Source organism: Weissella sp. MSCH1 (assembly GCF_045799135.1).
Classification (GTDB): Bacteria; Bacillota; Bacilli; order Lactobacillales; family Lactobacillaceae; genus Weissella.
On the sequence record NZ_JBJMBA010000026.1, the window covers coordinates 23,589 to 46,363 of the forward strand.

A 22,775-nucleotide genomic window follows, 5' to 3' on the forward strand; every position below is an offset into this window, starting at 1 on the left:
AACGCACAACTCTATGATGGAGTTGTGCGTTTTTGTTAGTTATGGTGATATAAGGCGTGCCAGTCATCTGACATGGTGCCGGTTTGCAATAACGAGGCGATTTGATCAATTGGCTCCTGACAATCACGCTGCAGCCATAAAAGAATCACACTCATAAAGTGTGCCACAATCATTTCCTTGGCATAAATCTCAGGCAGACCGTGTGGCTTGACCTGAACATTCTCCAATAGAATGAGTTTGAGCTTGTATTGGAATTGCAAATCAGCACCGCTGAAAAGTAACCCGCGGAGCAGTTGACGTTCGCCGTATAAATACGTCAACAAACTATGCGTACCAGTTGGCGTTAAGATTTCAGACTGACTACCAGGATTATCGTGAACAATCTGTTGGATTGCTGATAACAGATCGGCAGCTAAGATTTCAACCAGCGCATATTTGTCCTCGTAGTGTAGATAGAAGGTGCCACGATTGATGTCGGCGGCTTTCACGATGGCAGCGACGGTGATTTTATCGAACGTATTTTGTTGCATGAGTTGGGTAAAAGCGATTTTGATTTTCGCTGGGGCACTTTCAGTTTTCATAAATCAACACTCCGTTCATTTTCGTTCATTGGTTTTTAGTCTAAATGTTTTAAGATAAAAATGAAAGTAGGAGTATAGGAGGCAAATATGAACGACGAAGACATGAAGAAACAGTCAATGAATCATAATTCGCATGACAACCACGACCACATGCAGCATACTAACCACGATATGCACGATATGCACGATATGCACATGAACCACGGTGACCACGACATGATGATGCACGGTGGTCACATGATGCATATGGGTAACATGAAGCAAAAGTTAATTGTCTCGGTTATTTTGACGATTCCAATTATTTTGCTATCACCGATGATGGGGATGGCCCTGCCATTTACGATTACTGGCATTCCTGGCCAGAACTGGTTAGTGCTCGTCCTTGGTTCGATTCTATTTTTCTATGGTGGAACACCCTTCTTTAACGGTGCGCGTGGTGAATTGCAAAGCAAGCAACCAGCGATGATGACGTTGATTACGATGGGGATTGTGGTCGCGTACTTTTATAGTTTGTATGCCACAATCATGAACGCTTTGCACCCTCACGCGATGATAATGGACTTCTTCTGGGAGCTCGCCACGCTGATCGATATCATGTTGTTAGGTCACTTGATTGAAATGAATGCGGTTATGAAGGCTGGTTCGGCGGTTGATGCCTTGGCCAATTTGGTGCCAAAAGCGGCCCACCGCCGGCAACATGACGAACATTATCAAGACACGCCCATTGACGAGTTAGATTTGGGCGATGTCGTGCTCGTTAAAGAAAACGAACGCGTGCCGGTTGATGGTCGCGTGTTAACGGGGATGCCAACCCTGGACGAATCACTCTTAACAGGCGAGTCGGTTGGCGTGATGAAACATGAAGGTGACCATGTCGTTGGCGGTTCGTTGAACAGCAACACGCCGTTTACGATGACCGTTGCCAAGCAAGCCCAAGATGGTTTCTTAGCCCAGGTCCAGCAATTGGTAACCCGAGCACAACAGGCGAAAACAAAGTCTGAAACGTTAGCTGACCGCGTGGCTGGCTGGTTGTTCTATGCGGCCACGATTATTGGCATTTTGGCTTTGATAGTTTGGACGGTTATTCACGGTTTTGCTTTTGCTTTGCCAATTGCTGTGACCGTGTTCATTATTGCTTGTCCCCATGCGTTGGGCTTAGCGATTCCGTTGGTTGTTGCCCGCTTGACAGGCATTGCGGCACAACAAGGACTGTTGATTCAAAACCGTCCCGCCTTAGAGCAAGTGAATCAATTGCGTTATGCGTTGATGGATAAGACGGGCACGTTGACGGCTGGAAACTTTAAAGTGCAACAAGTCCTAACAACAACGGATGCCATGACGGCGGATGAAATTTTGCGGACAGCAGCTGCCCTAGAACAAGGTAGTACGCACCCGATTGCCACGAGTCTTTTGCAGGCAGTCACTGGAGACTTGCCAACGGTTATGCATCAGGAAACCATTCCAGGTGCCGGTGTGACCGGTATGATTGGGGATGATCACTTTGCGTTGTTAAATATGCCAGCATTACATGAACGGGGTATCGCCCATGAACACGCCATGTTTGCGACACTAGCTGACAAAGGCTATACGGTTAGTTTTTTGGTTAAACATGACACGGTTGTCGGTGTTATCGGGTGGGGGGATGCCATCAAGGATGACACCCGTCAATTTATTGCAGATCTCAAAGCACAACAAATTACGCCCGTCATGTTAACTGGTGATAATGAAGCGGCTGCCCAAGTCATCGCCCAACAATTAGGGATTGAACAGGTACATGCAAATTTGAAGCCACAAGATAAGGTAGCTTTGGTGACACAATACCAACAACAAGGTGGAGTGATGATGATTGGTGATGGGGTGAATGATTCGCCTGCGCTGGCCCAAGCTGACCTAGGGGTGGCGATTGGCGCTGGAACGGATGTCGCCATTAATGCAGCAGATGTTGTCTTGGTCCACTCAAAGCCAAGCGATGTGTTAACATTGTTGTCATTGGCACGCCAAGCCAAGCGTAAGATGACGCAAAACCTGTGGTGGGGAGCTGGCTATAATCTAATTGCGTTGCCATTAGCAGCCGGAATTTTGATGCCGATTGGTATTCGTTTGGATCCAATGGTCGGGGCCATCCTAATGTCCTTATCCACAATTGTTGTTGCCATTAATGCCATGACGCTTAGGTTAAAATAAACGCAAAAAAGCACGCCGTGATGAAAACGACGTGCTTTTTCTATATCCTGATCATTCCATTAGGACGCTCAATCTGACTCTCTCAAAAAGTCATACTTTGTGAACCACGGATTGTGGGAAAAGTGGTTCACCACGTTCGATGTCACACCGCCGAGAAAGGGAAAGAGAGAAAAAGACGATGCGTACAACCGGAACGCTTATTACTTGATTTAGTATGCGTGAATTATTTGCATTTTTTGCAAAAGTGCCAAAAACGGGAAGTTTTGTGTATTTTTAATAAGTGAAATCCCATTTGTCGGAATGCTTGTGAACGCATCAAAAAAGCCACGTGAGGGGGCACGTGGCTTAATGGGTGGTTAATCGGCATGAAACTAAGGGGATAGGGGGATATCCGATTAACCGGCATCTGAATATGCTAGATTCTAGGGTGCATATCTGCGCCTTGAATGATTATAGTATGCAACAATTTTTGAGTCACATAACAAAAGTGCCGAAACTGACGCAAAATGCGAGAAATTTTTCATAACGCCCCTTTAAACCACCATTGTACTGACACAATGTTAGAATAAAGCGTCTAGAAAAAACGAAAGAAGGTGGATGTTGTGGAGAACAAGCCAAAGTTTGTCGGTATTATCACGGCCGCCATTTTGCTCTCAACATTTATGTCAGCGGTTGAAGGAACCGTTATTTCAACCGCCATGCCAACCATCATTGGTTCCTTGCACGGTATCAAGTTGATGAGTTGGGTGTTCAGTATTTACATGTTGATGACTGCAGTTGCGACGCCAATCTACGGTAAGCTTGCCGATTTGATTGGCCGTAAGCCAGCCATGTTATCAGGACTTATTATTTTCTTATTCGGCTCAATGATGAGTGGTATTTCCGACAGTATGGGCGCTTTGATTTTCTGGCGTGCGATTCAGGGAATCGGTGCGGGTGGTATCATGCCCGTCGCTTTTACAATTTTGGCCGATTTGTATCCCATCGAGAAGCGGGCTTCAGTCATGGGACTGAACTCAACAGCTTGGGGTGTCGCCTCAATGGTTGGACCACTAGTCGGTGGTTATTTGGTACAAAACCTGTCATGGCACTGGGTGTTCTTCATCAACGTACCAGTTGGCTTAATCGCGATTGGTATTTTGGTCTTCTTCTATAAGGATCGCTTCGAACGTCGGAAGGCCACGATTGATTATCCTGGTGTGCTTTGGATGACGATGTTCATCGTGGGCTTGTTGTTAGGGTTGCAAATGATTTCCGAATCACAATGGCTCTTGATGGTTGTCTTCTTTATCATGTCAGGACTCGGCTTGTGGTTGTTCATTAAGCGGGAACGTAAGGCTGAGGAACCATTGATTGATTTGGCAATGTTTAAGTCAGTCGATTTTACAGCAGCAAACGCGATTGCCGGCTTGGTGGCTGGTTTCATTATCGCTTATAACGTTTACTTGCCAACTTGGATGCAGGCCTTGGGTGGTATGAAGCCATCGGTTGCGGGGTTCGTTGTGACACCAAGTTCAGTAGTTTGGATGTTTGGTGCGATGATTGCGGGTCGTGTGATGTCTAAGCATGGTGCACAATATCTCTTTAAGTTTAGTTTGCTTATTGGTACGCTGTACGCCATTATGTTGGCTGTTATGCCAGGGGATGCACCGTTTGTATTGTTCTTGGCAACTGGTGTGATTTTTGGTTTGACAATGGGGTCAACGATGACAGGGACGACGGTGATGGCGCAACAAACAGTTGCGCCAAGTCAAGTCGGTATGGCAACATCATTTAATAACTTGGCACGGGCGATGGTCCAAACGATGATGACAACGGTTTACGGCGTTGTCTTGAATGTGTCGATGGCAATTGCTTTACGGGGTCACAGTAATTTGAAGTTCAATGAACTAAATGAACTGATTGATCCAAATACGGCTAAGAACTTGCCAGCTAGTCACATTGCACCGTTACGTGACATCATGACGTTTGGTCTACACAATATCTTCTGGGTAGGTGCCTTGTTGATGATTGGTGCGATTGCAACGAATATGTGGGCAACCCGTCAATTAAAGAAATAAATTTAAAAGGCGATGTGGAAACACATGGCCTTTTTTTCATGGATTTACGCAAAAAGGCCCCCGAATTGACGAAATGACCTTATAATAAGTGAGTGAATGAGCACGTGTTAGGGAGAATGAAAAATGGATTGGATGCTGGAAAAGAAGGAACGGCAAAAGATTGAATTGCTGACGTATTTGAAACGGCAGATTCAAGGCGAAATCTCAGTTAAGGAAATCGGTGAGGCGTTGTCGTGGTCAAAATACCTGGTTTTGACGGTGGCGAGCGAATTGGTTGCTGATTTAACGGTAATATACGGTGAAGAACAAAGTGCTGACAAGTCTTTGCAATTATCAGCGGACGAGAAAAAATTGCTCTTATCCCTGAAACGGCACGTTAATGTTGATGCCGTGATGCTAGTTTATCTGCGCGAATCTTTATATTGGAATTTCATCAAAGAAGTGTTCTTGGAGACTGTGACGTCGTATGAAGAATTTGCGGAGCGTTATTTAACGACACCAAGTACAACGCGCAATGTAAAAAATCATCTGGCAGAACGTCTGGCGCCATTGGGGATTGGCATTGATGATCATTACCATTTTACGGGGGATGAATCCGCAATTCGGATGTTCTTTTTCCGCCTCGCAGTTCGTTATTTTGGTGATCGCGAATTTCCATATGGTGAACAATTGAAACAACAGGCCGACGAGGGGATCGACCGCTTAGTTGCTTCGTTTACGGCAGAACCATTTATTCGCGATTCAAAGCGGATTGCCTTACGCTTCTATTATGCGCTGGCTGCGATTCGGGTACGCGAGGGGCATTTTGTTGACCCGCATAACTTAGATGATATTTTTGTGCCAACAACTGATATGGCGCCAACAACGCAAGCCTTGTTGGCAGAAATGGTGGCTGATTCACTGCAGTACGACACCATCAATGCGGAGCAGGCGGCAGTTGAGGCACGCGAAACCTTGTATTATTTGTATATGTTAAATGTCGTCGGTTCAACGGACTGGGAACATATTATTACGCCAAAGATGCAACAACGCATTACAGAAATTATGACGATTGTCGCTGACTATCATCAACGCTACTTTGGTGTCGCGATGACACCGGCCAGTGCGACCCAAATCAGGCGTGAGTTATTGCCCCCAGTACTGATGTTTGAGTTGCACGCGATTGATGTGGGACACCGGCGCAATTTTGACATGGAAGAGGCTTACCGCATGTACCCGGTGTTGGTTGAAATGGCGATCGATGTGAGCCGTGACATAGCGCCGTTGCGCGACCTTACACCTGAAGAATCTGAACGCTTGATGTTTGGTTATTTGTTTACCGCGTTTGCTGCCTACCTTGACCAGGCTGAAATTTTTGCGCCGATTAAAATTGATATTGATATTACGTACCGCCCGGCGCTTGAAGTCATTTTGAAGCGTATGTTGGCGGGGATGGCAGAGTTTAATATTGTTTTTACGAATCGTTTTGAAGATAACGTTGATTTAGTCATTTCAGATGCCATGTTGGCGGACGTTGATAGCCGAAATCGTTTTGATTGGCAACAACTCCCAACCATTAAGCAAATTGCCCAATTACGGTCACGTTTGTCGGTGATTAAACGGCAAAAATTCGAAGCACGATTTAAAGAATTGAACCCGGACAATGATTAGTAAAACGCCCACCAATCAAGATAGCGATTGGTGGGCGTTTCAATAGAGAGATAGTCTTTTTGTAAGTAACGTTTGCAGGGCGGGCGCTTCACGCTATAATGAAGGTTAATAAAGTGGCCTGGGACTCCCTAGACTGATGGCTACTATGAGAATTGTGGTGAAAGAGTGGTGAGAACGACGATGGAACAAAGTAATCGCACAATGAGAATGTATCAGTCGTTGGCTGAAATTGCTGAGCAAGCACTTCATAATATGGAGGCACAGCAGTCAGCGCCTACTAGCACTACGGCTGAACTAGATCCATCTGTTTTGAAGGCTTTTGCAATGCGACTGGTGAAAGTGGTTGATGAGATTGCAACAGAAGATGATGTGATTGCACACGAACAGTATGTGCAGGCCCGAGCTAGTTTGATGGCAAACATTGATCAGGTGGTTGACGTCACGGATGCAACGATTAATCGTTTGTGCGCCGCTTTGAGTAGCACGCGTGATGCCATTCGGCCACTCCAAATTGCAGCGACAGCCGATAAAATGATGGCCCAGCAAACGTTAGCGCAACACTGGTTGGCGGTATACGCGCCAGCAAGTGTTGACCCGAGCCTGAGTGGACCGTATCAAGCTTTACAAACGGCGGTAACAACCAATCGATTCGGCCTGTTACAAGCTTTAGGTGTGTTCGACCATGAATTAGTAGCCTTCCACCGCGAAAGTCGCGAGTTCTTGGATGAATTGGTCGGGGGCTTGTACTTAAAGGTTGCCCAGTATCAATTGCTCCAATTTGCAGATTTGGTGAACTTCTTTTCAGCAGCTCACTTGTATGTCGCGATTGCCTCGGCACCAGAAGAGTACATGGTCATTGGACAGCTAATTCAGCAGTTAGAGCCGGTATTGAGCGATAAAATTATGTCGCTGTCAGATTTGGCAACGGTTGCGAATTATGTACAAGATTTGTATACGAATGCAGCGATGGTGTGGCAATCAAATGCCACATTGACGCCTGAATCTGACAGATTGATGGCTGAGAGTCAATCGACGCTTGCGCAAGCCTCGACTCGTGATGACTATCGGGCGGTGGTCGCATTACTACGCCAAGTTCGTTTTGAACAACCAACGATGGCTAATTAATGATTGTATTTTTCGACCAAGGCCATAAAATCAGATAAGTTAATGGCCCAAGCCAGGGCTGAGGATAGATTATCCCATTGAAAAATGACCTCTGGTTCAGGTGCACCAGTTTGATTGAAAATGCGGAGGGTCATCAGACCGAATTGTCCGAAACTTGGTAAGCTTCGAATTTCTCGATTGTTCGTTAAGTCAATGTGGCCGAACCCGTTATTCTGATAAAAATTGATAATCTGATCGTTGTTCATGGTGGCTACCTCCGTTCTTTGGGTATTGTATCGGCGTAATTTGTCCCAGATTTGAGCTAATTTCGCGACTTTTGCGTCTGTTTGTTATCCAAATGCGTTAAAATTCGCTAAACCGTTCCAATTGTGGTGCAAATCAACTTTTTGTAAGTATAACGGTTATACTAATTAACATAAAGTAAGTTATCAAACAACGAAGAGCGGGGGATACAACAATGTACAACAAGTTAGAGAACAAGCAATGGATGGTCGCTGGATTGTCAACTTTGGTTATGACACAAGGACAGTTGTCACGTAACGTGATTGTTGAAAACCGAAAAGTTGATTTGGCAACGAAGTAATAATAAAATTCCTGTAGGCATGTCTTGAATGAAGGTATGCCTACATTTTACATATCTGGTACGAAGGAACCAAGAGTTGTGGGAACGCCTTGGAAACATAAATGACACTAGTTATGGTGAATGTCGCGTAACCTTCGCAGTTAACGACCTAATAAAATGATTTTAAGGGCCACGAAGTTACGTTTAATACGGGACTTTGTGGCTTTTTTGATGCAACAAAGGCAGTAGGGTTCACGGTTATGATGAGAAGAGGGAAAGATAATGAATTTCAAATCATTACACACGGCTGATTTTGAGTCAAAAACGCACTACAAAATGTATAAAGACGGTAAGCAATGGATGTTTGCCGGGATTATGGCCATCGCGTTGGGGGCTGGTATCGCTGCGCCTTCACAACAAGCATCAGCTGATACCACTGATGCGGCGACAGTGGCTACGACAACCAATACAGGAACTAGCTCGACTGATAGCAATACAGTGACATTGTCTACGTCGACTAGTACCACGACAACACCAACAACTGATGCAGTAGCAACGTCTGACACAGCGGTAACGCCAGTCGCAACGGCTGCGACAGTCAACACGACGAGTCAATCAACGGGCGCAACGCCAGTTACGACGGCATCAGCGACGCCAGCACCAAGCGAAACAGCTAGCACAGCAGCATCTAACACGTTGACGAGTAATGCAGTGGGAGCTGGTGATAGTGCCAATAGCGTTATCAAGTCAGCCACGTCTGGCTCAACGGCCGATGGTACCGGTACGTTGGGATCATATGGTAACAAGGACGCTTACCCATCAATTTCTGGTAATTCGGCAACGTCATCGATTAACAATCAAGGTGCGGTAACGGTTAACAAGAGCGCCTCAACGTCAAGTTCAAATTCATTTGATGTTAAACATGTCAAAGGCTGCCTCAACGTCAGCAACGGCCAACACAAGTTCTGTTGCGGTGACGATTAATGCACCAAGCAACGCCACAGTTGGTAACATCAAGTACACGGTTGATAGTGCTGGTAACACAGTCGCCGTAACACCTGGTGGTAGTTCATACATTGTGAACCAAATGGGATCAGGGATAACCTCTGATATCATGTCACAAGCTACTAGTACGATTAAGTCTGAGTTTGCGGTTGTATCAAAGAATTCAACCTCAGCAGTATCTGCTAAGAGTGTAACTGACAGCTACAGCAACTTGGCAAAGTCAAATACAGCATTGCAACAAGCACAGTTGGCTAGCGCTAAGACGGCAGGTGATTCGGCAGCAAGTGTTGCATTGTCAGCTGCTAATAAGGTGACTAGCTTTGCGTCTGGCTTGAATTCCGGAGTGTCTTCATTCGGTGTGGAATCAGCAGCTTTGTCTAAGGCTGTCAGTTACATCAAGACAGGTGACTGGATTAATGCGGCGACACAATTGAGTTATGCCACTAGTTATGCATACACTAATTGGTATAGTAATGATTCTAACTACACGTCATTGGCATCTTTCAAGGACAGCTTCACTGTTTCAAAGGGTTGGGCCAATGGAAATATCACGAATTCTGATTACACGACGTACAACAATTACGCGGCTACTTCCACGGCGGCTTCTAAAAGTGCCTCTACCTACGGGTCAATTGCAGCCGCTAATTTATTGTCGAGTCAATCAGCCCAAACAGACTACAACTCATTCTCTGCAGCGGCAGTAGCAGCAGCCAAGTCAGCTGCTGATTTAATCACGTCAGCTCGTTCCATTGCAGCTGGTCTTAAAACTTCAAGTGCTGTAATTATCCACAATTCATATTCTGGTGCGGATGCATCAGTGACACAAAGCTATGCTAATAATGCAAATAAGGCGGCAAGCAGTGTCACAAGTATGTTGAACAAGTCGATGGCTTCGTTGAGTAACGGATTTGCGTTTAATGTTCCCGATAACAGTGTTGCTGGACTTTTCTGGGTTTCGGCGGCTAATGCAAACGACTCGATTCGTTCATCATTTGCATCGAGTGTTGGCAGCTACGCCCGTTCAAATGCGGCGAAAAATACTGGTAAGCTGGCGTCTATGTTTAACAGCCTGGCGTCATACATGGATTACCTCCAGACGTCGGCTGGTGCATCTACGCTTGCACAAACGCAAATGAGCCAGAATTCGGGTACATGGAATAGTGCTGCCAATTTCTTCTTTGGCGGTGTTGTGCCGGGCATGAGCTATTCAGCTGATGAATTAACAAGCGCATATGCTGCGTTATCTGATGCAATGGCGAACCTAAATGACATTACGAACTCATATACCGTTGCGGCTGATTTGACAAAGAGTGGGTCGAACTATGTAACTAAGTCGTATGGTACGACGTATAACGCAGCGCTTGTTGATCAGTTGCGTTCTGCCTTGACGAACCAAGTTAAGGTTGTCAACAATCTGGTAGACGATATTAATCAATACGTTGTGACGACGATTCCGGACTTCGTAAGTAATTATTTTGGTTACCAATTGTTAAATACCAAGGATGGTACAAATTATCGTGATTTAGCGGGAATGGCAGGTACCTGGCAGGCCGTGCAAGATTCAGCCGCTATGATCGTTGATAAGTTGGCTTATCAACAAGCATCCGATTATGCAGCACTATATGCATCGATTGCGAATAGCTATCGAGCATTAGGCACGAATGCTGGAAATTCACTATTGGGAAGCCTGTATGATGCGATGGCATCCGCACAAAATTCGGCCTACTCAGCTATGATGTCAGCCTATAACTCACAAAGTGCCGAATTCTCGGTATTGAGTTCAGCAGGTGCGTTGAATTTTGGTGTCTTTAACGCAGTTCCTGGTTTGATCACGTTGGGAATTACGAACGGAACCAAGGTTGTTGGTAGTCAGTTGGCGTCAAATATTCAAGTGATGATGACGCAAATGAATTCCGGCTTGCAAGCGATGACGGATTCATATGCAAGTTTGTTCAACGTAACATCAGCGGCTGCCGTAACCGATGTGCACTACGGTGTCGTTGCACAAACGCCTTCTACGTCAGGCCTGACGGGAGGAACGTTCATTGACAATAACTACACCACAACGGCAACGGTTAACAATGTTGCGAACACAACGACAACTGATGTGGTTTACCAAGTAGTTGATGAAGGCGTTTTGACATCTTTGGCAGCGACAACAACAACTGACTCAGCAACGGCAACGGCGATTGCAGCTGCTAAGTCAGTTTTGGCAAACAGTAATGTGTCACAACAAGACGTTGATAGTGCCGTGAATGCTATTTGGTTGGCACTTGATCACACAATTGCGCCATCAACAACTGCTGGTAAGACGGGTAGTGCCGCCGTATCAGCTGCCACAACTGCTACAGCCCCAATTTCATTGACGTCAGCGGCCCAAACGGTCACAACGACAACGGATTTGAATAACGCTGGTGAAAAGAAAACCTTTACGGTGACTGGATCAGCTAACTATATGAAGCCAACATCAGTATTGTTGGTGGATAGTCAAGGTAATACGGTCACTGATTACACCAGTTCAGCAACCTATAATAGCCAAACTGGTCAATTCAGTTTGAACCAGGTTGTTTTGCCAACTCAAGGCGACTACAAGTTGGTCGTTGTTTGGACGGCCCAACCGGATAAGTCGGATGTGAATAGTTACAACGGTCAGTCAACGATTAAGTTGGCAACTAGTTGGACGAATTTGGATAAGACGGCGGGCAGTTCATCTGAAACCATCAATGTCCAGCGTACTTTGGCAGTAAAGGTGTCATTGCAAGTGCAATACACGGATGCGGCGGGTACGGTACACACAACTGATTTGGCAAACGGTCTATTGATTGGAACTGGTTCAGCTATTATCAGCGACCCACAATTGGGTGCGTTTGTTGGGATGACAGCTGACCAAATTTTGGCGATGAATAAAGCAGCGGGGACAACAAGTTCAATCGTGTCTGTTCCTGGATACCACTTATCAGTTAATAGCGATGGCACGTTGCTGATTACTGTGAACGGGACAGCTATTGATAACGGTTCTTATAAAATCGATGCTGACAATGCGACAAATGATGCGTTGACTTTGGTATTGCATGCAGATGCGAATACCCAAATTGCACGTGTTGTTGTGAAGGGTGGTTATTATCCAAGCAGTGTTTCACAAGGATCAGCAGTCGGGACCACTGGATCTTCGATTGTTTTTAAAGCGAACGATACAACTTTGAAGATGCCAGGTGCAACCTATACGGTAACTGGACCAGACGGTAAAACGTATGCAAACTTTAAAGATGCACTAGCAGCCAACCCAACGTTCGATGCAACAAATTGGACTGAGGCCACTGGATCAGACGGCACGCGCCAAACGTTTACCGTGAACTACGTCTTCAACCAACAAGTTGCCCAGCTTCAAGTTGGTGCGCCAAACGCAGGCTTATCTGAACAAGTGACTGGTGATACCGATTCTGATATTGCCTTTAAGGCCAGCGATGCTGATTTGAAGAAGGCTGGCTTTACGTACACGGTAACGGCGCCGGATGGCATCGTTTACGCGTCACTTGCGGCAGCATTAGCAGCGACAATGACGGTTAACGGTTCATTAGTGAAGGTCGGCAAGTTTGATGAAACTGACTTTGCAGTGGGGACTATCGATCCAAGTCAACAAATTTTCAAGGTGACTTACACGCCAGATGCACAATCGGCGACGATTATTGCTAATAAGGACGGCGTTAACAGCACATTGGAGACAATCACTGGTAAGACGTCAGATCAGTTGACGTTTACGACTGTTTCAGATGCTACGTTGGCCACGCCTGGGTACACTTACACGGTCGTTGGACCAGATGGCGTAACCTATGCAAGTTTGGCTGAGGCCGTTGCGGCTAATGGGTCATTTGATAATACGGATAACGCGGGAACGGCTGACGAAAGCGTCCAGATGTTTACGGTTAACTACGTCAAGACAACCCAGCATGCCACGATTACAATTCATGACAAGTCAACGGGTAAGGTGCTTGGAACAGTTACGATTTCAGGTAAGTCAGGGGATGCAATAACAGCGGACCAATTGGCTACGGCTATCAGTTCAGTGACTGATGCACAACCAAATTACGCTGGCAATATTACGATTACGAGTGACACGGCATCGGGTCAAAACTTTGACTTTAATGATGGGACAGATCAATCGTTTGATGTGACGTTTGTCCACAATGCCAAGTTGGTATCAACGGATACAACGTATACCGGTTCTGTTTCATTTAAGGGCACTAACTTAGCTGTTAATACGCAAACTGCCGTAGTGACTAAGACTGCTTCAGTTGACGCAATTACTGGTGAGGTAATTGATGCCGCCAATGCGGACGACTTTGCAAATTATGTGGCACCATCTTATGCGTTGAAGGCTGGTACCGCACAGGTTGATGCGACGACTGGAACGGTGACATTTGCCTATGTTACGGCAACGTATGTGAAGGGTTATTTTGCGGACGTTAATGGTGTGCAGTTGGCTTCTTTGAGCGGTAACAATACGTCGACGACGGCGGTTATTACTTACACCGAGATTAAGTCGGTTTCACCAACTTTGCCTGGCGACGCAGCAACTGATGCAAGTGAAGCAGGTAGTTCAGCATCAAAGGCCAGTTCCGCAGCATCAGCAGCGGATTCAGCCGCCACTGAATTCCCAGCAGCGTCAAGTGCAGCTAGTGCAGCAGATTCATCAGCTAGTGTCGCTTCGAGTGCTGCGTCAGAGGCTAGTTCTGCTGCCTCGGCCGCAGCTTCAGAAGCAGCAGTAGCAAGTTCCGCAGCCAGCGCCGCTGATAGTGCGGCCACAGCTGGCGATAACGAAGCAGCATCAAGCGCAGCTAAGGACGCCAGTTCTGCAGCTTCAGCAGCATCAAGTGCAGCCAGCGTCGCCTCAAGTGCGGCGGAGATCGCCTCGAGTGCAGCTAGTGACGCGGAGTCAAGTGCTTCGGAAGCAGCAGCGGTTGCTAAGTCAGAAAGTCAGAGCCAGTCAACGTCAATTAGTACGTCACAATCTATTAGTCAATCAACGAGTTTGAGCCAGTCGACATCAACGAGTCAGTCTTTGAGTACGTCGACGTCATTGTCAGGCTCAACGAGTTTGTCAAATTCTATTTCGTTGAGTGGATCAACGTCATTGAGTAATTCGACTTCAACAAGTTTGAGCAACTCGACGTCATTGAGTAATTCAACGTCATTGAGCAGTTCAACTTCGACAAGTTTGAGTAATTCAACATCATTGAGTAACTCAACTTCGACAAGTTTGAGCGATTCAACATCATTGAGTAACTCGACTTCAACAAGTTTGAGCGATTCAACATCATTGAGTAACTCGACTTCGACAAGTTTGTCAGACTCAACATCGTTGAGTGGATCAACTTCAACAAGCTTGAGCAACTCGACGTCATTGAGCAATTCAACTTCAACAAGTTTGAGTGATTCAACGTCATTGAGTAACTCGACTTCAACAAGCTTGTCAGACTCAACGTCATTGAGCAGTTCAACTTCGACAAGCTTGAGCAACTCAACGTCATTGAGTAATTCAACTTCAACGAGTTTGAGCGATTCAACATCATTGAGTAACTCAACTTCGACAAGCTTGAGCAACTCGACGTCATTGAGCAGCTCAACTTCAACGAGCTTGAGCAATTCAACATCATTGAGTAATTCAACTTCAACAAGCTTGAGCGATTCAACGTCATTGAGTAACTCAACTTCGACAAGTTTGAGTAATTCAACGTCATTGAGTAACTCAACTTCGACAAGTTTGTCAGACTCAACATCGTTGAGTGGATCAACTTCAACAAGCTTAAGCAATTCAACATCATTGAGTAGTTCAACTTCAACGAGTTTGAGCAACTCAACATCAACAAGTTTGAGTGATTCAACGTCATTGAGTAACTCGACTTCAACAAGCTTGTCAGACTCAACGTCATTGAGCAGTTCAACTTCGACAAGCTTGAGCGATTTAACGTCATTGAGTAACTCGACTTCAACAAGCTTGAGCGATTCAACGTCATTGAGTAACTCAACTTCGACAAGTTTGTCTGACTCAACGTCATTGAGTAATTCAACTTCGACAAGCTTGAGCAACTCGACGTCATTGAGTAATTCAACTTCGACAAGTTTGAGCGATTCAACGTCATTGAGTAACTCAACCTCAACGAGTTTGAGCGACTCAACGTCATTGAGTAACTCAACTTCAACGAGTTTGAGCAACTCAACGTCATTGAGCAGTTCAACCTCAACGAGTTTGAGCGATTCGACGTCATTGAGTAATTCAACTTCGACAAGTTTGTCAGACTCAACATCGTTGAGTAAATCAACTTCGACAAGTTTGAGCGATTCAACGTCATTGAGTAACTCGACATCGTTGAGCAGTTCAACCTCAACGAGTTTGAGCGATTCAACGTCATTGAGTAACTCAACTTCAACGAGTTTGAGCAACTCGACGTCATTGAGCAGCTCGACTTCAACAAGTTTGAGTAATTCAACGTCATTGAGTAACTCAACTTCGACAAGCTTGAGCGATTCAACATCATTGAGTAACTCAACTTCGACAAGTTTGTCAGACTCAACGTCATTGAGCAACTCGACTTCGACAAGTTTGAGCAATTCAACATCAACGAGTTTGAGCAACTCAACGACGAGTGGGCGTAATGCTGGTGCTAACGTTGCGGCTGGTGTTGCCACGATTGGCACAACGGTAGCAACTGTTGCAGGTACGTCGTTGACGAACCAGGGAAGTGCTGTTGCCACATCACTCTCTAATGCAACGGTTAGCGTCGCGGGCGTAGTTAATACGCCGGGTCAATCAGCTGAAATTGCTGGTTCTCAAGCAGGTGATGACAATAACGGACGCATTGATGCCGTGACTGTCGATCAGAAGTCTGCAAATTTGGAACACGCAACGGCCGATGACCAGGTCTCAACGACTGAGTTCTTGAGCGTTGCTGCGTTGATTATGATGGGCTTGTTCGGTCTCTTGGTTGCTCGTCGTCGTAAGGATGATGACGAAGATGAGGATGACTCTGCAACAACCCGTTAAGCGGTGAATGTTAAGCATAAAAATAAGGCGAAGCGATAGTCCAGAGATGACGTATCGCTTCGCCTTTTTTGCTATCCGAAAGGGATGATAAAGTCGCAGAAAATAGGGTATTAATTACGTGAAAGTAGAGGTTATCGCGGTATATAATAATAAGTAATTGTACGTCGATTAAATAAAATTAGTAGCGTTATACGTAGCTTTGGGGTGGAAGCAATATGAAAATTTATATACTAAATGATTCGTTCTATGTTCGACGCTCGGGGTTGGATAACGCCGGCATTTTGCGAACAAAATTATTCAACGAACATGGTTTACAGACGCAATTCGTGACCTACAAGCTCGACTTGAATGCACGTTTTGGACTTGAAACGGTGGCTGAATTAACGCCAAATTATTTGAATATGTATGAGGAGTTGATGGAACGACCAACGACTTCAAATCCAATTGATATTAAAACGATTTTATTGCCCAATATTGCCCAGGATTACATTGACGAAAATGGCCGTGAGTTGCATCTAACGGATGGTCAAACAATTAAATTACAACCTGGTATTGACCACAAAACGTTATTGCTATGGACTGAAATTGCGACAAATGGCCAAACAACACGGATGAAGTTTTTTGATCCACGTGGGCAACAAATTGGGACTGAATATTTTTCACCTGATGATCAACAATTATATTTGCGAGAGTTTGTGTCAACGACCACACCAACCAAGTTGTGGACGACCGTGACGGCCACTGGGCAAACCACTTATCGCTACCGCACGGCTGATAATCAAGAGCACATGTTTGATAGTGAAGCAGCGCTTCAAGCGTTTTGGTTAGATGAATTGGTTCGTAAAAATACGATTGCCGGCGAAGAAACGGTCTTTATTGTGGATCGCAATGCTGAATGGTTTGATGCCTTGCAACAAATTACGGAATCAGCACGGAAAATTAGTGTCTTGCATAACACCCACACAATTGATCCGCAACAAGTGATGGGGCCGCTAAATGAAAATTACGAAGCCGTCTTAAATCATCAAGAATTATTTGAACGTTTCATTGTTTCCAGTGACCAACAGGCAGCTGATGTGTTGGCACGATGGCCTAAAGCAACGGTGACCGCGATACCGGTTGCGGTATTACCAGATCAGCGACCAACGAATACACCATTTGTAGAGCGTGAAATAGGTTTGGTAGCCATTGTGTCACGAATTGCACCAGAGAAAAACTTGACCGAAGCAGTGCAAGCAATTCACTTAGCACATCAGCAAAATGACATGATTCATGCTGAAATCTGGGGCTCTGGTAATCATGGTGACGACGACCGTTTGCAAGCATTCATCGATCAAATTGGCGCCACAGCTTATATCAAATTAAAGGGGTATACGGCCCAACCAGAGCAGGTATGGCAACGGGCCCAAGCGACGTTGCTAACGTCACACAATGAAGGATACGCCTTATCGTTGGTTGAGGCGTTGGCAAATGGCGTACCGGCAATTTCTTACGATGTTAAGTACGGCCCAAGCGAATTGATTGATGAGTCAACGGGCCGATTAGTCCCAGAACACGATTACACGCAGATGGCTGAAACGTTAGTAACATGGTTTACTACGCCGGAAGAATTGGCACGTAAAAGCGCAGCGGCGGTAGCGTCAACACAACGGTTTAGTGCGGAAAATATTTGGCAGAAGTGGAATGAGGTGCTGTCATGATTGGATATGTCACGTTAACGGTGCCGGTTAAGCGACGCCACGAGTTGGTGTCAGATACGATGCGAGTCTATTCAGGCTTGTTTAACATAAACGGTGATTTTTTGATCAATGAGTCGAATGCCTATGAGGTGCTTGGTACGTCTTACGATGGTGTGTCACAAACGCCGCAACAGGGTGCTGAATTTACCGAAGATGCGGTAAATAACCACCAAAGTAATTGGCTAATTGGTGACCAAGTACGTGTGACCACACTTTTAGATGATGCGGGCCGTGTTCATGAAGTTGGTTACTACAATCAATTAGGCAAATTAGCGGTAAGTGAACAATTTCGTGCGAACGGTCGATTAGTGCGACGCCAGTATTGGAACCACGCCGGCCAAATTAGTTTGACGGAATTTTTTGATGGTCAGCAACAAGTAACCGTCATGGCAATGCAAACTGAAGCGGAGACGCAATGGTATCAGTGGCCAAATCAGTTGCAAGAGCGCCGCTTAACAGGTGAACTTGATTTACTCTTTGATCTACTACAGGGCGCGGTTAATCGTCATGAAATTGAGTCGTTGTGGGTCGACGAGTCAGTTGCAGGGGTGAATTGGGAAGTGTTGGGTGTACCTGTACGACGCCTGACAGACGATGAGGAATTGTAAGATGAACTTTTTTATTAACGGGGGTTTAGCACGCACTAATTCGGGTGTTGAACACGCTATTCTCAAGCGCCTCCAGTTGTTTCGTGACCACGATGTCCCGGCCATGTTGGTGGCAACGGATTTTTTCTTTGATTTGCATCGGAATGCAGTTATTTGGGGTCTACCAGAGTCGCAATTATTAGGGTTGCATGATTGGTTTATCGATGCGCGTGATTATGTTGGTCAGGGTGCACCTAAGCTATCTGATTATCCAGTACCCGCTGGCATGGTTGAATTACAGACGGGGAATGCTCAATTACGGCAGTTTGCATTTGATGGGCAAACAACCAGTCTGATTGATGTGAATGCGGATGCAAATGGTGACATTTACGCTGTGTCATATTTCGATCCAACCCGTCGCCAAACACGGGCTGAATGGTATGACCCACGGGGCTTTATCATTGCGGAAGATCGCTATATCATGCTGGCAGATAAGAATGTGCGGGAAAGCCGTGCATTCTATTCACCAACTGGTCAATTAAAGATGTTGTATACCATGGCACATGATCGAACGGATATTGATGAATTTGAAATGGTCTCAGTATTTGATTATCACGGGCATGATTATCAATTCTTTGGGTCGGATGAGTTATTTAGATTCTTTTTTGACGAAATTAATCAGGCATTTGGTGGTGCGAATGCCTTCATTGCTGATCGCGGCATTACCGAAGCGTGGGCGTTGAACAATATGCAGACACGGGCATTCAAAACATTTATTCTACATGCTGGCCATCTCAATGATGAAACCGCGCCAAACGGTTTGGTGAATTACAACTACCAATATGAATTCGATAACATTGGTGATTTCAATGCGGTGATCGTGCCAACGCAAATTCAACTCGATCGGGTCGCCAATCGATTTGGCTATCGGGAACGCTTCTTCAAAATTCCAGTCGGCATGATTAGTGATGAGGTGTTGCGTGAACCGGTGAAGCCAAGCACCGAACGGCAATCGCAGACAGTGGTGACAGTCTCACGCTTGGATGAGGCAAAGCAAATTGATCACCTGATTGACGCTATGGCAATTGTGCATGAGCAACTGCCCCAGGCACAACTTGAAATTTGGGGTAATGGTAGCGATGATGGTCGGCTCCGTGAACAGATTGCGCGGTTAGATGCCGCAGACTATGTCCATTTGATGGGACACACGACGGCAGTCTTTGAAAAACTGGCCAACGCACAGCTATTTGTTGCAGCTAGTCGGTCAGAGGGCTTTGGATTGACGATGATGGAGGCTGAATCGGTTGGGACACCGATTATTGCATATGATGCGTTATACGGGCCTCGTGAAATCGTGCAACCCGGCGTTAATGGGCAATTGATTGGATTGCATGACGCAGACAATGTGCAACAAATGGCACACTGGATCCAACATTATTTGTCGAATCAACAAGCACTGGATTCATTGATGGCTAGCACGCTAGAAGCCCGCTTAGCCTATAGTGAAACAGCTGTTTGGCAAGCTTGGCAAAACTGGTTGACGGCAATTGCAGAATGGCGGCAAGCAAAATGAAATATTTATTAATTGAGACACTACATCCGCAAATTGATGATGTGACAGAAAAAATTTTAGATGTTTATCGACGATTTAAGGAACAAAGAGAACCAATCAATATCGTGGTGGTTGACTATCAACCGGAACTAACAAAACTTGCACAAGATTATCGCATCGACTTAGATGACATCTGGCAATTGACGGATATTGTCCAACGAACCAAGGGTTATCGGCATGAACCACGCTGGTTTTGGGATTTGCCACGGGCGCCAAAAACGGAGCTCTACTCCGATTTTACTTGGGGCGAAATTAAAGCTGGCTCATTACGGTTAGCATGGTTTGATTATTTTGAACATATCAGCACGGCCTGGCGCTTTGTCCGACAAGTTAAATACTATAATCGACGTGAGGAGCCACGTATGATGACGGAGTATGATTATCGTGGGTTTGCTTCTCGCCGAAAGATGGTGCGAAATGATGTGGTCTATCAGACCGATTATTTTGATGCAACTGGACTTGAGGCGCTGACAGTGCTCTATGATCAGCATCAGCAACCATATCTTTGGTTACGACGAGACGGGATGCGCAATACGACGGCGTATCCATCGCAACTGGCACTGCAAACGGCGGTCTTGATAGAAGCGTTGCAGCTCGATGATCGACCAGAAATGTATACCGTTGGCGAGTCACACCTGATTGATGACTTGATGGCCTCAGCATCGCTGACATTGACCGCCCGAATTGGCGTGACCGATACTACGTGGCAGTGGGTGCCAGAACGTGGGGTGCAACCAGCACATGATGGGTTAGTCGTGACAATTATGACGCACAGTGATAGTGATGAGCGACTCAAAGCGGCGGTTACAGCGGCGAAAACAGCTGGTGCGACGCAAATTCATTTATTGCGGATGTTCAACCCGACTGATTATCAAACGGCCTTAGTGGCGGATGACATGATTGATGACCATGTCGTTGAGTGGACGTTATGGTCAGAAAAAGAAGTGTTGGCTTATGAATTGGCTGACACTGATTTATTGCTGACCGTTTCAGATAGCAACCCAGTGGGCGGTATTTATGCGTACGCCATGGCGGTTAAGTTACCAGTGGTTAACATTTCAAACGACGCGCAGTCACGTCCGTACTTAGACGGTATGACTGGGCAACGTGTACCAATTGAGCGGTTGTCACATGCCGTTGACGTTGTGTTACAGCAAGCAAATTTAGCAGACTAATAAGTCTGCATACATAGAGAAAGCGAAGGGGAACAGGATGAGTTATTGGGTGTTTGATCATATTGAAGTGGATGATTATTTGGCATTTGATAAACCAAAGCGCGACGTTGTTACCTTTGCGACGGCGATTGGTTGGCAAAAGTTACCGTATTTTATTACGGCCTGGTCCGATGAGCCCGAAGCGTCGATTCGGGCCCGCTTGATTGGTGTGTTGGCAGCAACGCAAGCAGGTGACACCGTTCTCCACCAGGTGCCGAGTTATAACGGTTATCTGTATGACGAAATTGTGCTCGATGAGATGACGCAACGTGGGTTAATTAATGTTGCGATTGTACACGACTTGGAGAGTATTCGACTTGGTGAAAAAGTACAAGGACCTGAATTAACGTTGTTGCGTCAATTTAAAGCGATTATTGTTCATAATCAACGAATGAAGGATTGGCTTGAACAACACGAAGTGACGGTGCCGATTATTGTGTTGGAAGTCTTTGATTACAGTAGTAACGTGCCGACGCCCACGCAACAATTTGCGCGAAAGTTGCATTACGCTGGTTCGCTGGCGCCTGAGAAAGCTCCGTTTTTGCAGCGCTGGTCGCCAGTGCTGAACTTAACGGTCTATGGTAATCCTGACCAGACCTTACGTCAGCAACAAGCTTTTGCGATTCACGCCCCAGTCCATGGCGACATCTTGCCAGGTATTATGCAAGATGGCTTTGGACTAGTATGGGATGGTGATATTCAACCAGCTGATAATGAATTTGGCCGGTATACGCGAATGAATAACCCGCATAAATTTAGCTTGTATATGGCTGCTGGCTTACCAGTCATTGTGTGGTCAGAGATGGCGATTGCCACGGTCGTGCAACGTCACCATTTGGGCTATGTGATTAATTCGTTGACGGATTTGCCAGCATTGTTAAATACCGTGACGGCTGATTCATATCGGAAGATGCAAGCGAACGCACAGACAATGTCCATACGTGTTCGCAATGGCTTTTATACACAACGTGCGTTATTAACGATGATGATCTTACTGGAGGAGCGGGCATGAATTGGTTAGTTACAAGTGGTACAACATCACACTTAGCCCAAGCAGCCCTACAACGTCAGTTTGCGTTGCGACCAGTGCCAACGATTCCTGCCACGATTATCGCACAAGAATCATTACTTGTTGCGACTGCTGCTGGCACATTGACTGGTATGCAACGAGGCGATGTGGTGTTAATCATTCTGTCCGATGATCAACCTGACGAGGTGTGGTGGCAATTGATGCGATCAGCGTATGATTGGCACGCCCGGGTGCTGGTTGATGATCGCGCCCATCAATTTAGTCGGCCAATTTTGGGTGAGCGATTTAGTGAGGTGCTCGCGAAATTGGACCTGACGGATGATGTCTTGCAGGACGCCTTGGCATTGTTGAAATGGGAATTCAATGATATTGAGAGGGATTGAA

The 22,775-nt window shown here is 45.8% G+C and carries 15 protein-coding genes; 13 read left to right on the forward strand and 2 right to left on the reverse strand.

Annotated features, from left to right (window positions below; genetic code table 11):
• Nucleotides 1-35: 35 nt before the first annotated feature.
• Nucleotides 36-581, reverse strand: a complete 546-nt coding sequence (locus ACJ28U_RS01570) for a TetR/AcrR family transcriptional regulator (protein ID WP_099088320.1) — start codon at nt 579-581, stop codon at nt 36-38.
• 87 nt (nt 582-668) lie between these two features.
• On the opposite strand from ACJ28U_RS01570, the gene ACJ28U_RS01575 reads away from it, so the two are divergent.
• The 4 genes from ACJ28U_RS01575 (at nt 669) to ACJ28U_RS01590 (ending at nt 7,600) form a co-directional block, all read left to right on the forward strand.
• Entirely contained in the window at nt 669-2,765 is a 2,097-nt protein-coding gene (locus ACJ28U_RS01575) for a copper-translocating P-type ATPase (protein ID WP_407618180.1), read from the forward strand.
• Between the two features lie 602 nt (nt 2,766-3,367).
• Nucleotides 3,368-4,825, forward strand: coding sequence for an MDR family MFS transporter (locus ACJ28U_RS01580; protein WP_407618181.1), 1,458 nt, complete (start codon nt 3,368-3,370; stop codon nt 4,823-4,825).
• Between the two features lie 123 nt (nt 4,826-4,948).
• Entirely contained in the window at nt 4,949-6,475 is a 1,527-nt protein-coding gene (locus ACJ28U_RS01585) for a helix-turn-helix domain-containing protein (protein WP_407618182.1), read from the forward strand.
• Between the two features lie 180 nt (nt 6,476-6,655).
• On the forward strand, nt 6,656-7,600 hold the full coding sequence (locus ACJ28U_RS01590) for a hypothetical protein (RefSeq protein WP_407618183.1): 945 nt from the start codon (nt 6,656-6,658) through the stop codon (nt 7,598-7,600).
• On the opposite strand, the gene ACJ28U_RS01595 is transcribed toward ACJ28U_RS01590, so the two are convergent.
• Nucleotides 7,597-7,845, reverse strand: coding sequence for a hypothetical protein (locus tag ACJ28U_RS01595; protein ID WP_407618184.1), 249 nt, complete (start codon nt 7,843-7,845; stop codon nt 7,597-7,599). The genes ACJ28U_RS01590 and ACJ28U_RS01595 overlap by 4 nt on opposite strands.
• Nucleotides 7,846-8,057: 212 nt before the next feature.
• On the opposite strand from ACJ28U_RS01595, the gene ACJ28U_RS01600 reads away from it, so the two are divergent.
• From ACJ28U_RS01600 to ACJ28U_RS01640, 9 genes are all read left to right on the forward strand, one after another.
• Nucleotides 8,058-8,183: a hypothetical protein gene (locus tag ACJ28U_RS01600; RefSeq protein ID WP_259715762.1), complete on the forward strand. Its 126-nt coding sequence runs from the start codon at nt 8,058-8,060 to the stop codon at nt 8,181-8,183.
• Nucleotides 8,184-8,444: 261 nt separating this feature from the next.
• Nucleotides 8,445-9,146, forward strand: a complete 702-nt coding sequence (locus ACJ28U_RS01605) for a KxYKxGKxW signal peptide domain-containing protein (RefSeq protein ID WP_407618185.1) — start codon at nt 8,445-8,447, stop codon at nt 9,144-9,146.
• Nucleotides 9,076-16,209, forward strand: coding sequence for a beta strand repeat-containing protein (locus ACJ28U_RS01610; RefSeq protein WP_407618186.1), 7,134 nt, complete (start codon nt 9,076-9,078; stop codon nt 16,207-16,209). The genes ACJ28U_RS01605 and ACJ28U_RS01610 overlap by 71 nt, the downstream gene beginning before the upstream one ends.
• A gap of 215 nt (nt 16,210-16,424) precedes the next feature.
• On the forward strand, nt 16,425-17,909 hold the full coding sequence (locus ACJ28U_RS01615) for a glycosyltransferase (protein ID WP_407618187.1): 1,485 nt from the start codon (nt 16,425-16,427) through the stop codon (nt 17,907-17,909).
• Nucleotides 17,906-18,556 (forward strand): hypothetical protein, encoded by a 651-nt coding sequence (locus tag ACJ28U_RS01620; RefSeq protein ID WP_099088313.1) that lies wholly within the window; start codon nt 17,906-17,908, stop codon nt 18,554-18,556. Before ACJ28U_RS01615 ends, ACJ28U_RS01620 begins: the two co-directional genes overlap by 4 nt.
• 1 nt (nt 18,557) lies before the next feature.
• Complete coding sequence (locus ACJ28U_RS01625; protein ID WP_407618188.1) at nt 18,558-20,108, forward strand: glycosyltransferase; 1,551 nt, start codon at nt 18,558-18,560, stop codon at nt 20,106-20,108.
• Complete coding sequence (locus ACJ28U_RS01630; protein WP_407618189.1) at nt 20,105-21,322, forward strand: glycosyltransferase; 1,218 nt, start codon at nt 20,105-20,107, stop codon at nt 21,320-21,322. Before ACJ28U_RS01625 ends, ACJ28U_RS01630 begins: the two co-directional genes overlap by 4 nt.
• 37 nt (nt 21,323-21,359) lie before the next feature.
• Nucleotides 21,360-22,373 carry a hypothetical protein gene (locus ACJ28U_RS01635; RefSeq protein ID WP_407618190.1) on the forward strand — a complete coding sequence of 338 codons (1,014 nt, stop codon included), beginning with the start codon at nt 21,360-21,362 and terminating at the stop codon, nt 22,371-22,373.
• Entirely contained in the window at nt 22,370-22,774 is a 405-nt protein-coding gene (locus tag ACJ28U_RS01640) for a hypothetical protein (RefSeq protein WP_407618191.1), read from the forward strand. Before ACJ28U_RS01635 ends, ACJ28U_RS01640 begins: the two co-directional genes overlap by 4 nt.
• Nucleotide 22,775 lies beyond the last annotated feature (1 nt).